Source organism: Pseudonocardia alaniniphila (assembly GCF_022524485.1).
In the GTDB taxonomy this organism is placed as follows: Bacteria; Actinomycetota; Actinomycetes; order Mycobacteriales; family Pseudonocardiaceae; genus Pseudonocardia; species Pseudonocardia alaniniphila.
The window spans coordinates 87270-101758 of record NZ_JAKXMK010000012.1 but is presented as its reverse complement, the minus strand read 5'-3'; the positions used below and the strand labels follow the sequence as shown (position 1 = coordinate 101758).

At 70.9% G+C, this 14489-nt stretch carries 22 protein-coding genes and 3 tRNA genes; 8 read left to right on the top strand and 17 right to left on the bottom strand.

All coding sequences use genetic code 11. The annotated features are described in order from the left end of the window. Window positions 1-153: 153 nt before the first annotated feature. The 3 genes from MMF94_RS15665 to MMF94_RS15655 all read left to right on the top strand — a co-directional run bounded on the left by MMF94_RS15665 (window position 154) and on the right by MMF94_RS15655 (window position 2073). Entirely contained in the window at window positions 154-822 is a 669-nt protein-coding gene (locus MMF94_RS15665; RefSeq protein ID WP_241037325.1) for a response regulator transcription factor, read from the top strand. A gap of 120 nt (window positions 823-942) precedes the next feature. Then, a complete protein-coding gene (locus tag MMF94_RS15660; RefSeq protein WP_241037321.1) occupies window positions 943-1557 on the top strand; it encodes a chorismate mutase in 615 nt (204 codons plus the stop codon). A gap of 105 nt (window positions 1558-1662) precedes the next feature. Continuing rightward, entirely contained in the window at window positions 1663-2073 is a 411-nt protein-coding gene (locus MMF94_RS15655; RefSeq protein ID WP_241037320.1) for a sterol carrier protein, read from the top strand. 22 nt (window positions 2074-2095) lie between these two features. Here MMF94_RS15655 and MMF94_RS15650 read toward each other — a convergent pair whose 3' ends face one another. Further along, complete coding sequence (locus MMF94_RS15650; RefSeq protein WP_241037317.1) at window positions 2096-2293, bottom strand: hypothetical protein; 198 nt, start codon at window positions 2291-2293, stop codon at window positions 2096-2098. Between the two features lie 61 nt (window positions 2294-2354). Here MMF94_RS15650 and yczR point away from each other — a divergent pair, with 61 nt between their 5' ends. Beyond that, complete coding sequence (gene yczR, locus MMF94_RS15645) at window positions 2355-3836, top strand: MocR-like transcription factor YczR (RefSeq protein ID WP_241037315.1); 1482 nt, start codon at window positions 2355-2357, stop codon at window positions 3834-3836. Between the two features lie 75 nt (window positions 3837-3911). After that, window positions 3912-5024: a CaiB/BaiF CoA transferase family protein gene (locus MMF94_RS15640; protein ID WP_241037313.1), complete on the top strand. Its 1113-nt coding sequence runs from the start codon at window positions 3912-3914 to the stop codon at window positions 5022-5024. Window positions 5025-5824: 800 nt separating this feature from the next. On the opposite strand, the gene rplA is transcribed toward MMF94_RS15640, so the two are convergent. The 5 genes from rplA to MMF94_RS15615 form a co-directional block, all read right to left on the bottom strand. Continuing rightward, a complete protein-coding gene (gene rplA, locus MMF94_RS15635) occupies window positions 5825-6547 on the bottom strand; it encodes a 50S ribosomal protein L1 (protein WP_241037312.1) in 723 nt (240 codons plus the stop codon). Window positions 6548-6641: 94 nt separating this feature from the next. Next, a complete protein-coding gene (gene rplK / locus MMF94_RS15630) occupies window positions 6642-7076 on the bottom strand; it encodes a 50S ribosomal protein L11 (RefSeq protein ID WP_241037311.1) in 435 nt (144 codons plus the stop codon). 54 nt (window positions 7077-7130) lie between these two features. Further along, window positions 7131-8006: a transcription termination/antitermination protein NusG gene (gene nusG / locus MMF94_RS15625; protein WP_379660383.1), complete on the bottom strand. Its 876-nt coding sequence runs from the start codon at window positions 8004-8006 to the stop codon at window positions 7131-7133. A 120-nt stretch (window positions 8007-8126) separates the two neighbouring features. Continuing rightward, window positions 8127-8462, bottom strand: coding sequence for a preprotein translocase subunit SecE (gene secE / locus MMF94_RS15620; RefSeq protein ID WP_241037309.1), 336 nt, complete (start codon window positions 8460-8462; stop codon window positions 8127-8129). A 97-nt stretch (window positions 8463-8559) separates the two neighbouring features. After that, window positions 8560-8635: transfer RNA gene (locus MMF94_RS15615), tRNA-Trp, on the bottom strand. A 160-nt stretch (window positions 8636-8795) separates the two neighbouring features. Between MMF94_RS15615 and MMF94_RS15610 the strand changes: the two genes are divergently transcribed. Beyond that, window positions 8796-10016 carry a pyridoxal phosphate-dependent aminotransferase gene (locus MMF94_RS15610; RefSeq protein ID WP_241037308.1) on the top strand — a complete coding sequence of 407 codons (1221 nt, stop codon included), beginning with the start codon at window positions 8796-8798 and terminating at the stop codon, window positions 10014-10016. Between the two features lie 25 nt (window positions 10017-10041). Here MMF94_RS15610 and MMF94_RS15605 read toward each other — a convergent pair whose 3' ends face one another. The 11 genes from MMF94_RS15605 to rpmG (MMF94_RS15555) form a co-directional block, all read right to left on the bottom strand. After that, the gene (locus MMF94_RS15605; protein ID WP_241037306.1) at window positions 10042-10311 is read right to left on the bottom strand and encodes a hypothetical protein; all 270 of its coding nucleotides are present in this window, start codon (window positions 10309-10311) and stop codon (window positions 10042-10044) included. Then, window positions 10304-10597: a DUF6400 family protein gene (locus tag MMF94_RS15600; RefSeq protein ID WP_241037304.1), complete on the bottom strand. Its 294-nt coding sequence runs from the start codon at window positions 10595-10597 to the stop codon at window positions 10304-10306. Before MMF94_RS15600 ends, MMF94_RS15605 begins: the two co-directional genes overlap by 8 nt. Window positions 10598-10668: 71 nt before the next feature. Then, window positions 10669-11106, bottom strand: coding sequence for a MaoC/PaaZ C-terminal domain-containing protein (locus tag MMF94_RS15595; protein WP_379660382.1), 438 nt, complete (start codon window positions 11104-11106; stop codon window positions 10669-10671). Then, window positions 11103-11549 carry an FAS1-like dehydratase domain-containing protein gene (locus MMF94_RS15590; protein ID WP_241037303.1) on the bottom strand — a complete coding sequence of 149 codons (447 nt, stop codon included), beginning with the start codon at window positions 11547-11549 and terminating at the stop codon, window positions 11103-11105. The genes MMF94_RS15595 and MMF94_RS15590 overlap by 4 nt, the downstream gene beginning before the upstream one ends. Before the next feature lie 2 nt (window positions 11550-11551). Continuing rightward, window positions 11552-11719 (bottom strand): 50S ribosomal protein L33, encoded by a 168-nt coding sequence (rpmG, locus tag MMF94_RS15585; RefSeq protein WP_241037302.1) that lies wholly within the window; start codon window positions 11717-11719, stop codon window positions 11552-11554. 34 nt (window positions 11720-11753) lie between these two features. Continuing rightward, window positions 11754-11826 (bottom strand) — tRNA-Met (locus MMF94_RS15580). A gap of 28 nt (window positions 11827-11854) precedes the next feature. Further along, window positions 11855-11927: transfer RNA gene (locus MMF94_RS15575), tRNA-Thr, on the bottom strand. An 80-nt stretch (window positions 11928-12007) separates the two neighbouring features. Next, entirely contained in the window at window positions 12008-12313 is a 306-nt protein-coding gene (rpsN, locus tag MMF94_RS15570) for a 30S ribosomal protein S14 (RefSeq protein ID WP_241037300.1), read from the bottom strand. Further along, window positions 12313-12549 carry a 50S ribosomal protein L28 gene (rpmB, locus tag MMF94_RS15565; RefSeq protein ID WP_241037299.1) on the bottom strand — a complete coding sequence of 79 codons (237 nt, stop codon included), beginning with the start codon at window positions 12547-12549 and terminating at the stop codon, window positions 12313-12315. The genes rpsN and rpmB overlap by 1 nt, the downstream gene beginning before the upstream one ends. 5 nt (window positions 12550-12554) lie before the next feature. Continuing rightward, entirely contained in the window at window positions 12555-12794 is a 240-nt protein-coding gene (gene rpsR / locus MMF94_RS15560; RefSeq protein WP_241037296.1) for a 30S ribosomal protein S18, read from the bottom strand. 1 nt (window position 12795) lies between these two features. After that, window positions 12796-12960 (bottom strand): 50S ribosomal protein L33, encoded by a 165-nt coding sequence (rpmG, locus tag MMF94_RS15555; RefSeq protein WP_241037294.1) that lies wholly within the window; start codon window positions 12958-12960, stop codon window positions 12796-12798. A gap of 89 nt (window positions 12961-13049) precedes the next feature. Between rpmG (MMF94_RS15555) and mrf the strand changes: the two genes are divergently transcribed. Together mrf and rpmF are read left to right on the top strand one after the other, a co-directional pair. Then, window positions 13050-14273 (top strand): ribosome hibernation factor-recruiting GTPase MRF, encoded by a 1224-nt coding sequence (gene mrf / locus MMF94_RS15550; protein WP_241037292.1) that lies wholly within the window; start codon window positions 13050-13052, stop codon window positions 14271-14273. Then, complete coding sequence (gene rpmF, locus MMF94_RS15545) at window positions 14273-14440, top strand: 50S ribosomal protein L32 (RefSeq protein WP_241037290.1); 168 nt, start codon at window positions 14273-14275, stop codon at window positions 14438-14440. The genes mrf and rpmF overlap by 1 nt, the downstream gene beginning before the upstream one ends. Window positions 14441-14489: the final 49 nt, after the last annotated feature.

Here is a 14489-nt window from a genome sequence, read left to right as displayed (position 1 = left end):
TCCTTGCCCGATCCGGTGTCCAGACGCAGTGCCCCGCGGGACACCCGCACCCGGGCAATCGCAAGGCGGAGGAGGCGCCGATACCACTGTTGTATCGGCGCCGAACGACAACGCCGCGAGGCGCGCGTTTCCGCGGCACTAGGATCCGGCGCCGTGCGCGACGGCCGGTACGTCGTGGTCATCGTCGACGACCACGCCCTGTTCTCGCAGGGGTTGGCACTGCTGCTGGAGTCGCGCGCAGGCGATGCGTTCGTCGTGGCCGGATCGACCACCGCCGGTGAGGAGGCGGTGGCCCTGGTGGGGCGGGAGGCGGCCGACATCGCGATCGTCGACCTCGCGCTGCCCCCGCTCGGCGGCGTGGCGACCATCCGCCGTCTGACGGCGGCGTACCCCGCGACCAGGGTGCTCGCGCTCTCGGGCACCGAGGACATGGGGCTCGCGGCGGCCGCGCTGCGGGCGGGGGCCACCGGTTTCCTCGGCAAGTCGGCCGATCCCGAAGTGCTCGTCGCACCGCTGCTGACGATCGCCGCGGGAGTGCGTGTGCTGCCGGCCGACCTGCTCGACGCCCTGCTCGCGGCGGGCGACCGGGCAGGCGACGGGCTCCTCGACCGTCTGGACCGCCGGGACCTGCAGCTGTGGGAGTTGCTGGCTCGCGGCCTGGAGACCGCGGAGATCGCCAAGCCGATGCTCGTGAGCGAGCGCACGGCCAAGCGGATGATCGCCGCTCTGCTGCACAAGCTCGGCGCGGCGAACCGGATCGAAGCGGCAGCCCTCGCCGGCCGCTACGGCCTGCTGGACGACAACGACCGAATCCGCCGCTGAACACGACACAAATTTGGCGCATCCGGCACGAACAGCACAATTTTCGAGAAGCTGTCCGCCGCGTTTCACGCCGCGTTCCGCGGACTTGCCGCACATCGAGCACTCACCGATGATTGACAGGTGAGAAAGCATGTGCGGAATTTCATCGTGGTAGCTGCTGTCGCTCCCTTTTCACTGGCCCTCGTGGCCGCCGGCACGGCGAACGCCGCCACGTCGGCACCGGCCGTCCCGTCCGCCCAGCACGCCACCGCACCTAGCGACTCGCTGGAGTCGCTGGTCAACCTGCTCGCGCAGCGGCTGAAGACGGCCGACTCGGTCTCCACCGCGAAGTACGGCACGCCGTCGCCGGTGGACGACCCGGCGCGGGAAAAGACCGAACTCGATTCCGCCGCAGCGATGGCGACCAAGCAGGGGCTGGATCCGAACGCCACCCGGAAGATATTCAGCGACCAGATCCAGGCCAACAAGGTCGTTCAGTACGGCCTCTACTCCCGATGGACCGCGCTCCCGAACGAGATCCCCAAGATCAAAGCGGACCTGACCAAGCTCCGCACCCAGCTCGACACGATCACGGGCGATCTCATCCGCGACCTGGCGGCGACGAAGACCGCCCGCAGCGCCTCCGACTGCAAAGCCCACCTGCAGTCCACGGAGCGCAGCGTCAGCCGCGCGAACCACTTCGACGCGCTCCACGTCCAGGCGTTCGACCGGGCTCTCATCTCCGTCTGCACCTGACCCTCTGGCCCGCCCGGGCCGGACGTGGCCCGGAAGCCGGGTCGTGCTCCGCCACGCCATCCGCGAGACTGCGCCGATCGAACGACGATCGAGAGGGGCTGCGACGTGACGGCGTTCCGCGACGAGGCCGAGGTCTACGAGTTCCTCGGCGGGATCTTCCGCCGGGGAATGATGGACCACGAGTTGGTGGAGAAGCTGCGTCCGTCAGGGGTGGTCCTTCGGATCACGTACTCCGACCCGCAGGCGGTGATCACGGTGGACATGCCGAACTCCGAGATCCACGAGGGAGCGGGCACGGGGCCGGAGCCGAACGTCGAGCTCTTCATGACAGCCGACACGGGCAACCGGTTCTGGCTCGGCAAGGTGGTCCTCCCCGTGGCGCTGGCGAAGGGCGAGGTGCGGGCCAAGGGACCGGTCGCGAAGCTGCTCAAGGTGCTCCCGCTGGCGAAGGGCATGTTCGGTCCCTACCGCGCCCATCTCCAGGAAGCCGGTCGGGCCGACCTGCTCGACGCGTGATCGGCCCTCGACCGGCGCAGGTCTACGCGCTTGGTCTGTAGGAGCGCACGAGCTGAAGGCAGGCGCGGAGCAGAGCAGCGACGTCGTCGCGCACCCGGTGGCGTGACCGGGGAGCAGCGAGCTCGCCCGGAGCGGGCAACCTGCTGTCCACGCCGTAGCGCGGGGCGGCGACCGCGATCGCGACGAGGACGACGGGCAGTAACCAGACCGGCGTGTCCATGGCTGAAGCCTGTCTAGGATTGGCCTGCCTATAAATGGCCAATTCTGCGGAGGTGGCTTGCGTGGACCGGGACGACGTCGAACGCCGGATCGGAGCACGCAGCTTCGCGCGGCTGCTCGGCGACTGGCGCCCGCCCGATGGCAGGCGCCTCGCCGGCGCCCTCGCCGACCGGATCCGGCTCCTCGTCCTCGACGGCCGGCTCCCGTTGCAGACGCGTGTTCCGGCCGAGCGCGAGCTGGCCACGGCCCTCGCGGTGAGCCGCACCACCGTTGCCACCTGCTACGACGTGCTCCGCGACGCCGGCGTACTTCGCAGCAGGCGCGGCGCGGGGAGCTGGACACAGCTCCCGGCCGAGGCCCCCGGTGCCGTGCGCGCGTCGCCGTTCTCCCCCCATGGCGACCGGTCACTGTTCGACCTCGCACACGCCGCTCTGCCCGCGCCGTCGCCGAACCTTCGCGCCGCCGCAGCCGCGGCCGTCCACGATCTCGACGCACACCTGGGCGGCCACGGCTACGAACTGCTCGGGCTGCACGCGCTGCGCGCCACCGTGGCCGACCGCTTCACCGCGCGCGGCGTGCCGACGAGCCCCGAACAAATACTGGTCACGAGCGGTGCGCAGAACGCGATCCTGCTCGCTCTCACGGCGCTGGCCGGTCCGGGCGACCGCGTGCTGGTGGAACACCCGACGTACCCCAACGCACTCGACGCCGTCGCCGCGCGCGGTGCCCGTGCCGTGCCGGTACCGATGGGCCCGCATGCGGACGGCACCGGCAGCTGGGACCTCGACCTGCTAACGGGCGTGATCCGCGACGTCGTGCCCCGCCTGGCCTACCTCATCCCCGACTTCCAGAACCCCACCGGCGCCCTGCTCGACAACGCCGGCCGCGAGCGGCTCGCCGACCTCGCCCGCCGCACCAGCACCCCGCTCATCGTCGACGAGACGCTGGCCGAACTGGGCCTGGACGGACCGTCGGTGCGCCCCGTCGCCGCCTACGGCGCCGCCGACTCACCCCTCGTACTCACGATCGGTTCGGCGAGCAAGGTCTTCTGGGGCGGCCTCCGGGTCGGCTGGATCCGGAGCTCGGCCGCGATGGTGCGCCGGCTCGCCGCTGTGCGGGCATCCGTCGACCTGGGCAGTCCGGTGCTAGAGCAGTTGGTCGCCGCGCGCCTGATGGCCGACGTCGACGCGATCAGCGCGGCCCGGCGGGCCGAGCTCACCGCCGCGCGCGACCACCTGCTCGGGCGCCTCACCGAGGCCTTCCCCCGGTGGCGACCGTCGCGGCCCCGCGGCGGGTTGAGCCTCTGGGTCGATCTCGACGAGGCCGTCTCCAGCCGGCTGACGGTGGCCGCCAGACGCCACGACGTGCTGCTCGCCGCCGGGCCCCGATTCGGCCTGGACGGCGCTTTCGAACGTCATCTGCGGATGCCGTACACACTGCGGCGAGACCGGATGGACACCGCGCTGGAACTGCTCGTCGCCGCCTGGCGCGGTCTCGATCACGTCGGGCCCACAACGGATGTCGACCCCGTCGCGGTGGCGTGATCACAGCTACGAAACGGTCAACATCGACCGTAAGGTGAGCGCGAAGGTGGCCGCAGCGAACGGATGGAGGGCCGGATGACGCACGGGGCCGAGGCACGTACCGGGCCGCTGGCCGGGCTCAAGGTCGTGGAGCTGGCCGGGATCGGTCCGGGCCCGCACGCCGCGATGATCCTCGCCGACCTCGGAGCCGACGTCGTGCGCATCGACCGGGCCTCCGGCGGCCTGAAGCTCGGCTCCCCCGATGTGCCGGACCCCACGCAGCGCGGTCGTCGCCGCGTGGTGGCCGATCTGAAGGACGAGGCGGGACGGGAGACGGTGCTGCGCCTCGTCGAGCACGCGGACGTGCTGCTGGAGGGCTACCGGCCGGGCGTCACCGAGCGGCTGGGCGTCGGCCCGGGGCAGTGCCACGCCCGCAACCCGCGGCTGATCTACGGGCGGATGACCGGCTGGGGCCAGGACGGCCCGCTCTCAGCACGAGCAGGCCACGACATCAACTACATCTCGCTGACCGGGGCGCTGCACGCCATCGGCCGGCCCGGGGAGCGGCCCGTGCCGCCGCTGAACCTCGTGGGCGACTTCGGTGGCGGATCGATGCTGCTGGTCGTCGGCGTCCTCGCGGCGCTCTGGGAGGCACAGCGATCGGGGCAGGGACAGGTGGTCGACGCCGCGATGGTCGACGGCGCGTCGCTACTCGTCCAGATGGTCTGGGGCTTCCTCGCGCAGAAGGCATGGACGGACGAGCGAGGCGCCAACCTGCTCGACGGCCACGCCCCCTTCTACGACACCTACACCTGCGCCGACGGTGGGCATGTCGCGGTGGGTGCCCTCGAACCGCAGTTCTACGCGGCCCTCGTGGCCGGGCTCGGGCTGGCCGACGCAGGGCTTCCCCAGCAGTACGACCGTGACAGCTGGCCGGAGCTTCGGGCCCGGTTCACCGAGACCTTCGCGATGCGCACCCGCGACGAGTGGGCCGCAGTTTTCGCCGACACGGACGCCTGCGTCACCCCGGTTCTGGCCTTCGGCGAGGTCGCCACCCACCCGCACGTCGCCGCCCGCCACACGGTCGTCGAGAACGAGGGCGTGCCCCAGGCCGCACCGGCCCCCCGGTTCTCCCGCACCACCACACAGCTGCCGGGCCCGGCTCGGGAGCCGGAGGACCTCGACCAGGTCCTGGCCGATTGGTCGTAGGGCGCAGGCGCCGACGGGACCGGCCGCCGGCCGGCTGCGGATGGCATGGATTGCGCGGCCGATCTGCTGATCACGGCCAACCGGCTGCAGATAGCACGGTTGTCAGGCCCGAAAGGTTGATCATGAGCGACCCGCCGGCATGTGCCGCCGGTGATCGTTACTTGGGAACTGCCGGCCGCGGATAGCACGGCCGCCCGGCCCCAAGCGCTGATCATGGACCGGCCACCGGAGCACGCCCTCGCTCCCGGCGCCATCTACCGCAGACGCGGCTCCCTGATCCCGAGCCGCCACTCGCCGACCGGGCCACCACCGCCCGCGCCACCATGATCACCACTTGGGGACGCGCAGCTGCGGATAACCCGGTTGCCGGCCCCCAACCGCTGATCATGACCAGCCAGCCGCCGACCACCACCGGAGGCGCAAATAGCACCGTCCCCCGGCCCGACACGCTGATCAAGGACCGGCCACCGACGCACCCGCTCACTCTCCCGGCGCCATCTGCCGCAGACCCGGCTCCCTGATCCCGAGCCGCCACTCGCCGACCGGGCCACCACCGCCCGCGCCAGCATGATCACCACTTGGGGACGCGCAGCTGCGGATAACCCGGTTGCCGGGCCCCAACCGCTGATCATGACCAGGTGGCCGCCGACCACCACCGGATGATCATTGTTCGGGGACAGCCAGCTCGCCCGGGCACCAACTGCCGATAACCAACCGAGTACGGCCGCGGTGGCGCCGACCGTGCCAGACGACGGCACCCCGCCGCCCAGTGGGCGACGGGGTGCGTCGGGCAGGTGCGCTCAGGCGGTGGGGGTCTCGTCCACCAGCAGGTTGCGCGTGCGGTTGGGGTCCACCGGGATGCCGGGGCCGGTGGTGGTGGAGATCGTAACCTTCTTGACGTAGCGACCCTTGGCGGCCGAGGGCTTGGCCCGCAGGATCTCGTCGAGGGCGGCGCCGTAGTTCTCCACCAGCTTCTCGGTGTCGAACGAGGCCTTGCCGATCACGAGGTGCAGGTTGGCCTGCTTGTCGACCCGGAAGTTGATCTTGCCACCCTTGATGTCCTGGATGGCCTTCGTGACGTCCGGAGTGACGGTGCCGGTCTTCGGGTTCGGCATCAGGCCACGCGGGCCCAGGATGCGGGCGATGCGGCCGACCTTGGCCATCTGGTCGGGCGTGGCGATCGCCGAGTCGAACTCCAGCCAGCCGCCCTGGATCCGCTCGATCAGGTCCTCGGCGCCCACCGCGTCGGCGCCGGCGGCCTCGGCCTCAGCGGCCTTGTCACCGGTGGCGAACACGATGACGCGCGCCGTCTTGCCGGTGCCGTGAGGCAGGTTCACGGTGCCGCGGACCATCTGGTCGGCCTTGCGCGGGTCGACGCCGAGTCGCATCGCGACCTCGACCGTGGCGTCCATCTTCGTGCTGGCCGTCTCCTTCGCCAAGCCGGCGGCCTCGAGCGGGCTGTAGAGCCGCTCGGCGTCGATCTTCTCGGCGGCCTGGCGGTAGATCTTGCTGCGCTGTGCCATTGCTCTGTCCTCGTTCTGCGACCGGAACCGGCCGCGGGTCAGGTCGTGGTACGAGCCGCGCGCGGCTCTCCCACGCTTACGCTTGTGGAACGCTTCAGCTCTGGACCGTGATGCCCATCGACCGCGCGGTGCCGGCGATGATCTTCGCCGCCTGGTCGATGTCCTTGGCGTTGAGGTCCTGCATCTTCGTCTGCGCGATCTGCCGCACCTGGTCCATGGTGACCGAGGCGACCTTGGTCTTGTGCGGCTCGCCGCTGCCCTTCTCCACACCGGCGGCCTTGAGCAGCAGCCGAGCGGCGGGCGGGGTCTTCAGCTCGAAGGTGAACGAGCGGTCCTCGAACACCGAGATCTCAACGGGGACGATGTCACCCCGCTGCGACTCCGTGGCCGCGTTGTACGCCTTGCAGAACTCCATGATGTTGACGCCGTGCTGACCCAGTGCCGGGCCGACGGGCGGCGCGGGCGTGGCCGCGCCCGCCTTGATCTGGAGCTTGATGATCGCGGAGAGCTTCCGCTTCTTGGGGGGCATCTCGTATTCCCTGTTGTCGTTGTGCGCGCCGCGGACCTGCCGACCGCGGCGTGGTCAGATCTTCGAGACCTGGCTGAAGGCCAGCTCGACGGGGGTCTCGCGACCGAAGATGGACACGAGGACCTTGAGCTTCTGGGCGTCGACGTTGACCTCGTTGATCGTGGCGGGCAGCGTGGCGAACGGGCCGTCCATGACCGTGACGGACTCGCCGACCTCGAAGTCGACCTCCACGGCCGACTTGCCGGCGCCGGCGGCGACGTCGCTCTTGCCACCCGCGGAAGCGGCCTGCTTCGGCTCGACCTTCGGCAGCAGGAACTTGATGACCTCGTCGTGCGTGAGCGGGGACGGCCGCGAAGTGGCCCCGACGAACCCGGTGACGCCCGGGGTGTTGCGCACGGCGCCCCACGACTGGTCGTTGAGCTCCATGCGCACGAGGATGTAGCCGGGCAGGACCTTGCGCTGCACCTGCTTGCGCTGCCCGTTCTTGATCTCGGTGACCTCTTCGGTGGGCACCTCGACCTGGAAGATGTAGTCCTCGACGTCGAGGGTCTGCACCCGCGTCTCGAGGTTGGTCTTCACCTTGTTCTCGTAGCCGGCGTAGGAGTGCACGACATACCAGTCACCGGGCGCGCGCCGCAGCGCTGCGCGCATCTCCTCGACGGGGTCGGCCTCGGCGGCCTCTCCGTTGGTGGCCGCGCCGCCCTCGGCGACATTGTCGGCATCGTCATCGTCGGCTGCATCGGCGTCGACGGCCGAGTCGGAGTCATCGGCGGAGTCGTCGTCGGCGTCGAGCGAGGTGGTGGCGTCATCGGCCACGGTCGGCGTCTCGTCGTCGGCCACGTCGTCGTCGGCGGCGTCGGTTGCGGTATCGACCTGGTCGGCCTCCGACTCGACGTCGGTCGGCCAGCGGCCACCGTCCTGGGAGGTCACTTCTGCTCCTCGCTAGCGCTCGACGCCGAGCGGACCGGCGCTGCCGCGGTGATTGGTGACCTCGCCAGCTCGGTCACGGCGTCTCGCTTCCTTGTCCCTGTTGTGCCTGTGCCGGTCGTGTCACGTGCCGAACAGGAGCATGACGCCCTGTGCGAACAACAAGTCCAGCAGCCACACCAGTGCGACCATGAACGACACGAAAACGAGTACGACGATCGTGTAGGTGACCAGCTGCTTGCGGGTGGGCCAGATGACCTTCCGCAGCTCGGCTACCACCTCGCGAAGGAACCGGACCAGCCGCTTGGGCAACGAGATCTTGGCGGGGCGGCCGTCGCGGACTGCGGTGGCGCGGCCCTTGTCGCCCGTGGGCGCAGGGCCGGAACGCCGACCACGACGGTCGGCGGCGGTGCTCGGGCGGTCCTGCCCGCTGCCGCTCGCCTCGCGCTCCTCAGCCACGCCCGCATCCTCCAGCTCGCGTGCGGCCCGACCTAAACCGAACCGCCGTCAGTTCCCGTCGCTGTCCCGTCCCGTACCCGATCCAGCATTCCTACAGTGGCAGGGGCGACAGGACTTGAACCTGCAACCTGCGGTTTTGGAGACCGCTGCTCTGCCAATTGAGCTACACCCCTTAACCAGCCCCACACATGGACCGTCGGCCCGTATGCGGAGGGGTGCATCGCGTGACGACGCACCCAGCAGAACGAGTGTACGGCACCCCTTCGGTGCGGCTGAAACCGCACACCCCGGGCCACCGTGGCAACCGTTCCGGCCGTGCGGAAGTATCGAACCATGGCCACTACGACCACCGCCCCTGCCCGGATCTCCGCGCGGATCGGAGGCATCGCCGAGTCCGCCACGCTGGCGGTCGATGCGAAGGCCAAGGCCCTCAAGGCGGCCGGACGCCCCGTCATCGGCTTCGGTGCGGGCGAGCCCGACTTCCCCACTCCGCCTGCTGTCGTGGCCGCGGCGCAGGCCGCCTGCGCCGACCCGCGCAACCACCGCTACACCCCCGCATCCGGCCTTCCGGAGCTGCGTGAGGCGATCGCCGCCAAGACGCTGCGTGACTCGGGCTACGAGATCGCCCCCGCTCAGGTGCTCGTCACGAACGGTGGCAAGCAGGCTGTGTACGAGGCCTTCGCCACACTGCTCGACCCGGGCGACGAGGTGCTCCTTCCCGCGCCCTACTGGACCACCTACCCCGAGGCGATCACGCTCGCCGGTGGGGTGCCGGTCACCGTGGTCTGCGGCCCGGAGGCCGACTTCCTGCCGTCCGTCGACCAGCTCGAGGCCGCGCGCACGGCGCGCACGAAGGTGCTGCTGTGGTGCTCCCCCTCGAACCCGACGGGTGCCGTCGCGTCCCGTGAGCTCACCGAGGCCGTCGGCCGCTGGGCCGTCGAGCACGGCATCTGGGTGGTCACCGACGAGATCTACGAGCACCTCGTCTACGACGGCGCCGAGGCGCTCTCCATGCCGGTGGTCGTGCCCGAGCTGGCCAGCACGTGTGTGGTGCTCAACGGCGTCGCCAAGACCTACGCGATGACCGGCTGGCGGGTCGGCTGGCTCGCCGGGCCCGCCGACGTGGTCAAGGCCGCCACGAACCTGCAGTCGCACCTGTCGTCCAATGTCTGCAACGTGGCGCAGCGGGCCGCGCTGGAGGCCGTCTCGGGTCCGCTCGACGCCGTGGCGGAGATGCGGTCGGCCTTCGACCGGCGCCGCCGCACGATCGTGGACCTGCTGCGGGCGATCCCGGGCGTGGAGTGCCCGACGCCGCGCGGCGCCTTCTACGCCTACGCGTCGGTGCAGGAGATCCTCGGCAAGGAGCTGCGGGGCGCACGTCCGCAGACGAGCGTCGATCTCGCGGCGGCCGTGCTGGAGCACGCCGAGGTGGCGGTGGTGCCGGGTGAGGCCTTCGGCACCCCGGGCTTCTTCCGGCTGTCCTACGCGCTCGGCGACGACGACCTGCGCACCGGCGTCGAGCGGATGGGCGCGCTGCTCGCCGAAGCGAAGTAGTCCTGCGCACGGGCCGCGCGGGCGCTCAGACGATCGCGCGGCCCGGCGCCGGGAAGTCGGGCAGGGCATCGAGATCGCGCGGGCGGTCGCCGGCACCGAAGCCGGTGTCGTGCCACCACCGGTGCCGGCAGCCCGGGCACTGCACGAACAGGCGCCTGCCCTCCGCGGCGAGCAGGAAACGCCAGTGCACCTCGCAGGTACCGCCGGCCGCGCAGCTCGGGCATCCGTCCTGGTCGGCACAGCGCGGGCACGTCGTCCAGACGCGGCGGGCGATGTCCGCCTGGGCGTCACGCATCGCGCGCTCCGCTGTCGTCGAGTCCGGCGTCGAGCACCCCGGCCTCGACGAGCAGCCGGTACGTCGCCTGCTGCTCCGCATCCAGATCGCTGTAGAGCATGCGGTGGGCCTGTGCCTCCGACTCCAGCACGGCCAGGACGTCGAGGTCCGGCGAGGCCGCGAGCACCGCGGCGAGCCTGCGCTGCTCATGCGCACCGAGGTCGAACGAGTGGGTGGCTCGGTCGGCGGCTGCGGGCGGGAGGGGGTGGACGCGCTCGGTCCCGCCGCCGTCGTTCATCGGATTCATCGATTCCACGGGTACGCCGTGGCGAGCCCGTTCCCCAGGGTTCGGGAGTTACCTCACGACTGTGGGGTGGATCACTTCTGCGGAAGGCGGACCTCGGCGACGCCCCGGCTCAGCACGGTGCGGCCGTCGAACCGGGCCGTGACGGCGACGCGGGCGACACGGCAGCCGTCGGCGCCGGTGGTGACCTCGGAGACGGAGCCGGACAGCTCGACGAGGGCACCCTCGTCGTCGTCGGGCACGACCACGGGCCGGGTGAAGCGCACCCCGTAGCTGACGACCGCGCCCGGATCGCCCACCCACTCGGTGACCACCCGGCCGGCGAGCGCCATGGTCAGCATCCCGTGGGCGATCACGCCGGGCAGCCCGACGCTGCCTGCTACGCGGTCGCTCCAGTGGATCGGGTTGAAATCGCCGGAGGCTCCGGCGTAGCGCACGAGGTCGGCGCGGGTGACCCGCACCGACAGCGGCGGTAGCTCGTCGCCGACGGAGACATCGCTCAGGTCGCTCACGATCCGGCCGCCTGCGTGACGAGCAGCGCATGGGTGGTGGCCACCGGGGCGCCTTCGAGGTCGGCGACCTCGCATCGCAACTTCAGCATGTGGCTACCGCCGCGTGTGGTGAGATCCTCGACATGGATGGTGGTGACGAGGTCGTCGCCGCCGTGGATCGGACGGTGCAGCGTGATCGACTGGTCGCCGTGCACCATGCGCGAGTAGTCCCAGCCGAAGGCGGGGTCACGAAGGAACGCCTCGATCGCGGGCATCGTGAAGGTGACGGGGAACGTCGGTGGGGCGACCAGGTCGGGGTATCCGGCTGCCTGCGCGGCCTGGAGGTCGTGACACACAGAAGCGCCCTCGCCTATGGCGAGGGCGAACTCCCTGATCTTCTCCCGGCCGACGCGGTACGGAGCCCCTGGCGCCAGTGCCCGCCCGACGAAAGACTCGTCCGGCACGCTCAGCGCGTCTCGCGGTGCTCGCGGTGGACGCCGCAGTTCGGGCAGAACTTCTTGATGCTGAGCCGGTCGGGGTCGTTCCGCCGGTTCTTCTTGGTGATGTAGTTGCGGTGCTTGCACTGCTCGCACGCCAGCGTGATCTTCGGCCGTACGTCGGTGGCCTTGGCCATCGCGGGTGCCTCCTGCGTTCCTCTTGTCGGTCTGTAGCGGTGGCCGGACTTGAACCGGCGACACAGCGATTATGAGCCGCTTGCTCTACCGACTGAGCTACACCGCTTCGCGAAGCTGGTCACACCAGCTCGCCGAGCCCCTTTACGGAATCGAACCGTAGACCTTCTCCTTACCATGGAGACGCTCTGCCGACTGAGCTAAAGGGGCGGCACACCGCGCGGTTGGTCACTCCGAACGGCCGCGGACAATGCTACACACCGCCTCCGCGACCCCGGAAAGGGGTTCCCTCACCAGCTGGACTTGCGAACCCCCGGCAGGCTGCCGTCGTGCGCGAGCTCGCGCAGCCGCACCCGGGACACCCCGAACTTGCGCAGGAAGCCCCGCGGCCGCCCGTCCACGGAGTCACGGTTTCGCACCCGAGTGGCGCTCGCGTCGCGCGGCTGCCGGTCGAGCTCCCGCTGGGCCGCCGCACGCTCGGCGTCCGGAATGCCGGGCCTGACGATGATCGCCTTGAGCTCGGCGCGGCGAGCCGCATGCCGGGCGACGATCTCCTTGCGGCGCTCGTTGCGAGCGATCTTGGCCTTGGTCGCCATCAGACCTTCTCCCCCCGCGCCCTGATCCTCGCCACCGCCGCCTCGACGCCGATCCGGTCGATCGTCCTGATGGCGTCGGTCGAGAGCTTCAGCCGGACGAACCGGTTCTCGGCGGCGAACCAGTAGCGCTTGGTCTGGATGTTCGGATCCCATCGGCGCGGGGTGCGCCGGTGGGAGTGCGAGACCGAGTTGCCGAACCCGGGTTCACGACCGGTCAGCTGGCAGCGTCGCGACACGGCCGTCACCCGCGCCCTGAGTTGGGGTAGGGCAGCAGGGCCATCTCGCGCGCATTGCGGATCGCGACGGCGACCCGCCGCTGCTGCTGCGGCGTCAGGCCGGTCACCCGGCGGGCACGGATCTTGCCTCGGTCGGAGATGAACGTGCGCAGCAGCGCCGTGTCCTTCCAGTCGACCTCCGCCACCTTCTTCGCGTGCAGCGGGTTCGCCTTGCGCCTGGGCGGGCGTTGCGATCGGACGGCCACCTCAGCGCTCCTCACGGAACTCGACGTGCCGCCGCACGGCCGGGTCGTACTTGCGTAACACCAGCCTGTCCGGGTCGTTGCGCCTGTTCTTGCGCGTGACGTACGTGGTGCCGGTGCCTGCGGTCGACCGCATCTTCACGATCGGCCGGAGCTCGTTTCGAGCCATGCCCACCCCTTCCAGTAACGACATCCATTTTCATCTAGGCTAACGCTAGCGCATCGCCGAACATGCCCACCGACCGGAGGAGGAAGCCCGTGACACGACCAGAGCTCCTGATACTCGCCGGACTGCACACGTCAGGGGTCGAAGCCGTGATCGCCCGGATCCGCGCGCTCGACCCCTCCGTCGCCGTCCTGCATCACGACCTGCGCGACGTCGGCTCGGGGCTCGTCCACCGGCGGCTGCGCGCCGGCGACGCGGACGAGAGCACCGAACTCGAGCTCGTCCACGGCTGCCTGTCGTGCACCGTGCGCGAGGATCTGCTGCGCGTCCTGGCCGGACCGGCCCACCGGGTCGTGCTGCACCTGGATCCGGCGCTCGAACCCGAGCACGTCTGCTTCTCGCTGCTGCACCTGGCCGACGGGGGCACGATCGCCGACGGCGCCGATCTGCTGGGCGTCGTCACGTGCATCGACAGCGGCAAGTGGCTCGCCGACGCCACGGGCGACGACGGGCTCGCCGAGCGCAGGATGAGCGAGCTGCCCGACGACGAGCGGACCGTCGCGCAGGTGGCGGTCGGGCAGGCCGAGTTCGCCGACCTGCTCGTGCACACCGGCACCGCCGACGCGTGGACGCTGGCCCGGACCGAGGCGGTGCTGACCCGGCTCGCCCCGGCAGCTGCGCGGTTGCGGCTGGCCGAACTCGACGAGCGGGTCTTCCTGACCGGCGCGGCACGCCCGGCGCGCCGCGGCCGCCCCGACAACGTCCACGCGCCGCTGCTGCGCGGACACCCGCCGCTCGCCCGCGACTGCGGGGTGCAGCTGCTGCTCTTCAGCGCGCGCAGGCCGTTCCACCCCGAGCGGCTCCACGAGGCGATGGACGTGCTGCTCGACGGGGTCGTCCGCACGCGGGGCCGCGTCTGGCTCGCGACCCGGCCGGAGGCGGTGTTGTGGCTGGAGTCGGCGGGAGGCGGCCTCCAGCTGGGGTACGCCGGTGAGTGGCTGGCCGGGGCCGACGCCGCCGCATGGGAGCAGGCGCCGCCCGAGCGCACGGCACTGGCGTCGCTGGCCTGGGATCCGCAGTTCGGCGACCGCGCCCAGGACGTGGTGGCGATCACGTACGACGCCGACCACGCGGAGATCGCCGCCGCGCTGAACGCGGCACTGCTCACCGACGCCGAACTGGCAGCGGGCGAGGAGGCGTGGCGTGCGTTCCCCGACCCGTTCGCCTGGTGGGACACCGCAGCGGGCGCACCCGCCTGCCCGGCCCCTGCCGAACTGATCGCCTCGTCCGCACACGGAGAGAAGGAGGAGTCCTGATGGCCGTGCCCAAGCGCCGTACATCACGGTCGAACACGCGCAGCCGCCGCGCACAGTGGAAGTTGCAGGCGCCCGACCTGGTGCCGATCACCGTGGCGGGGCGCCGGATGCTGGTGCCGCGCCGACTGGTGCGGGCCTACCAGCGCGGCCTGCTCCCGCCCGAGTAAGGGCCCCGGCCGCCTTACCCCGGCGCTCCTCACCCGTAGGGGCCCACGA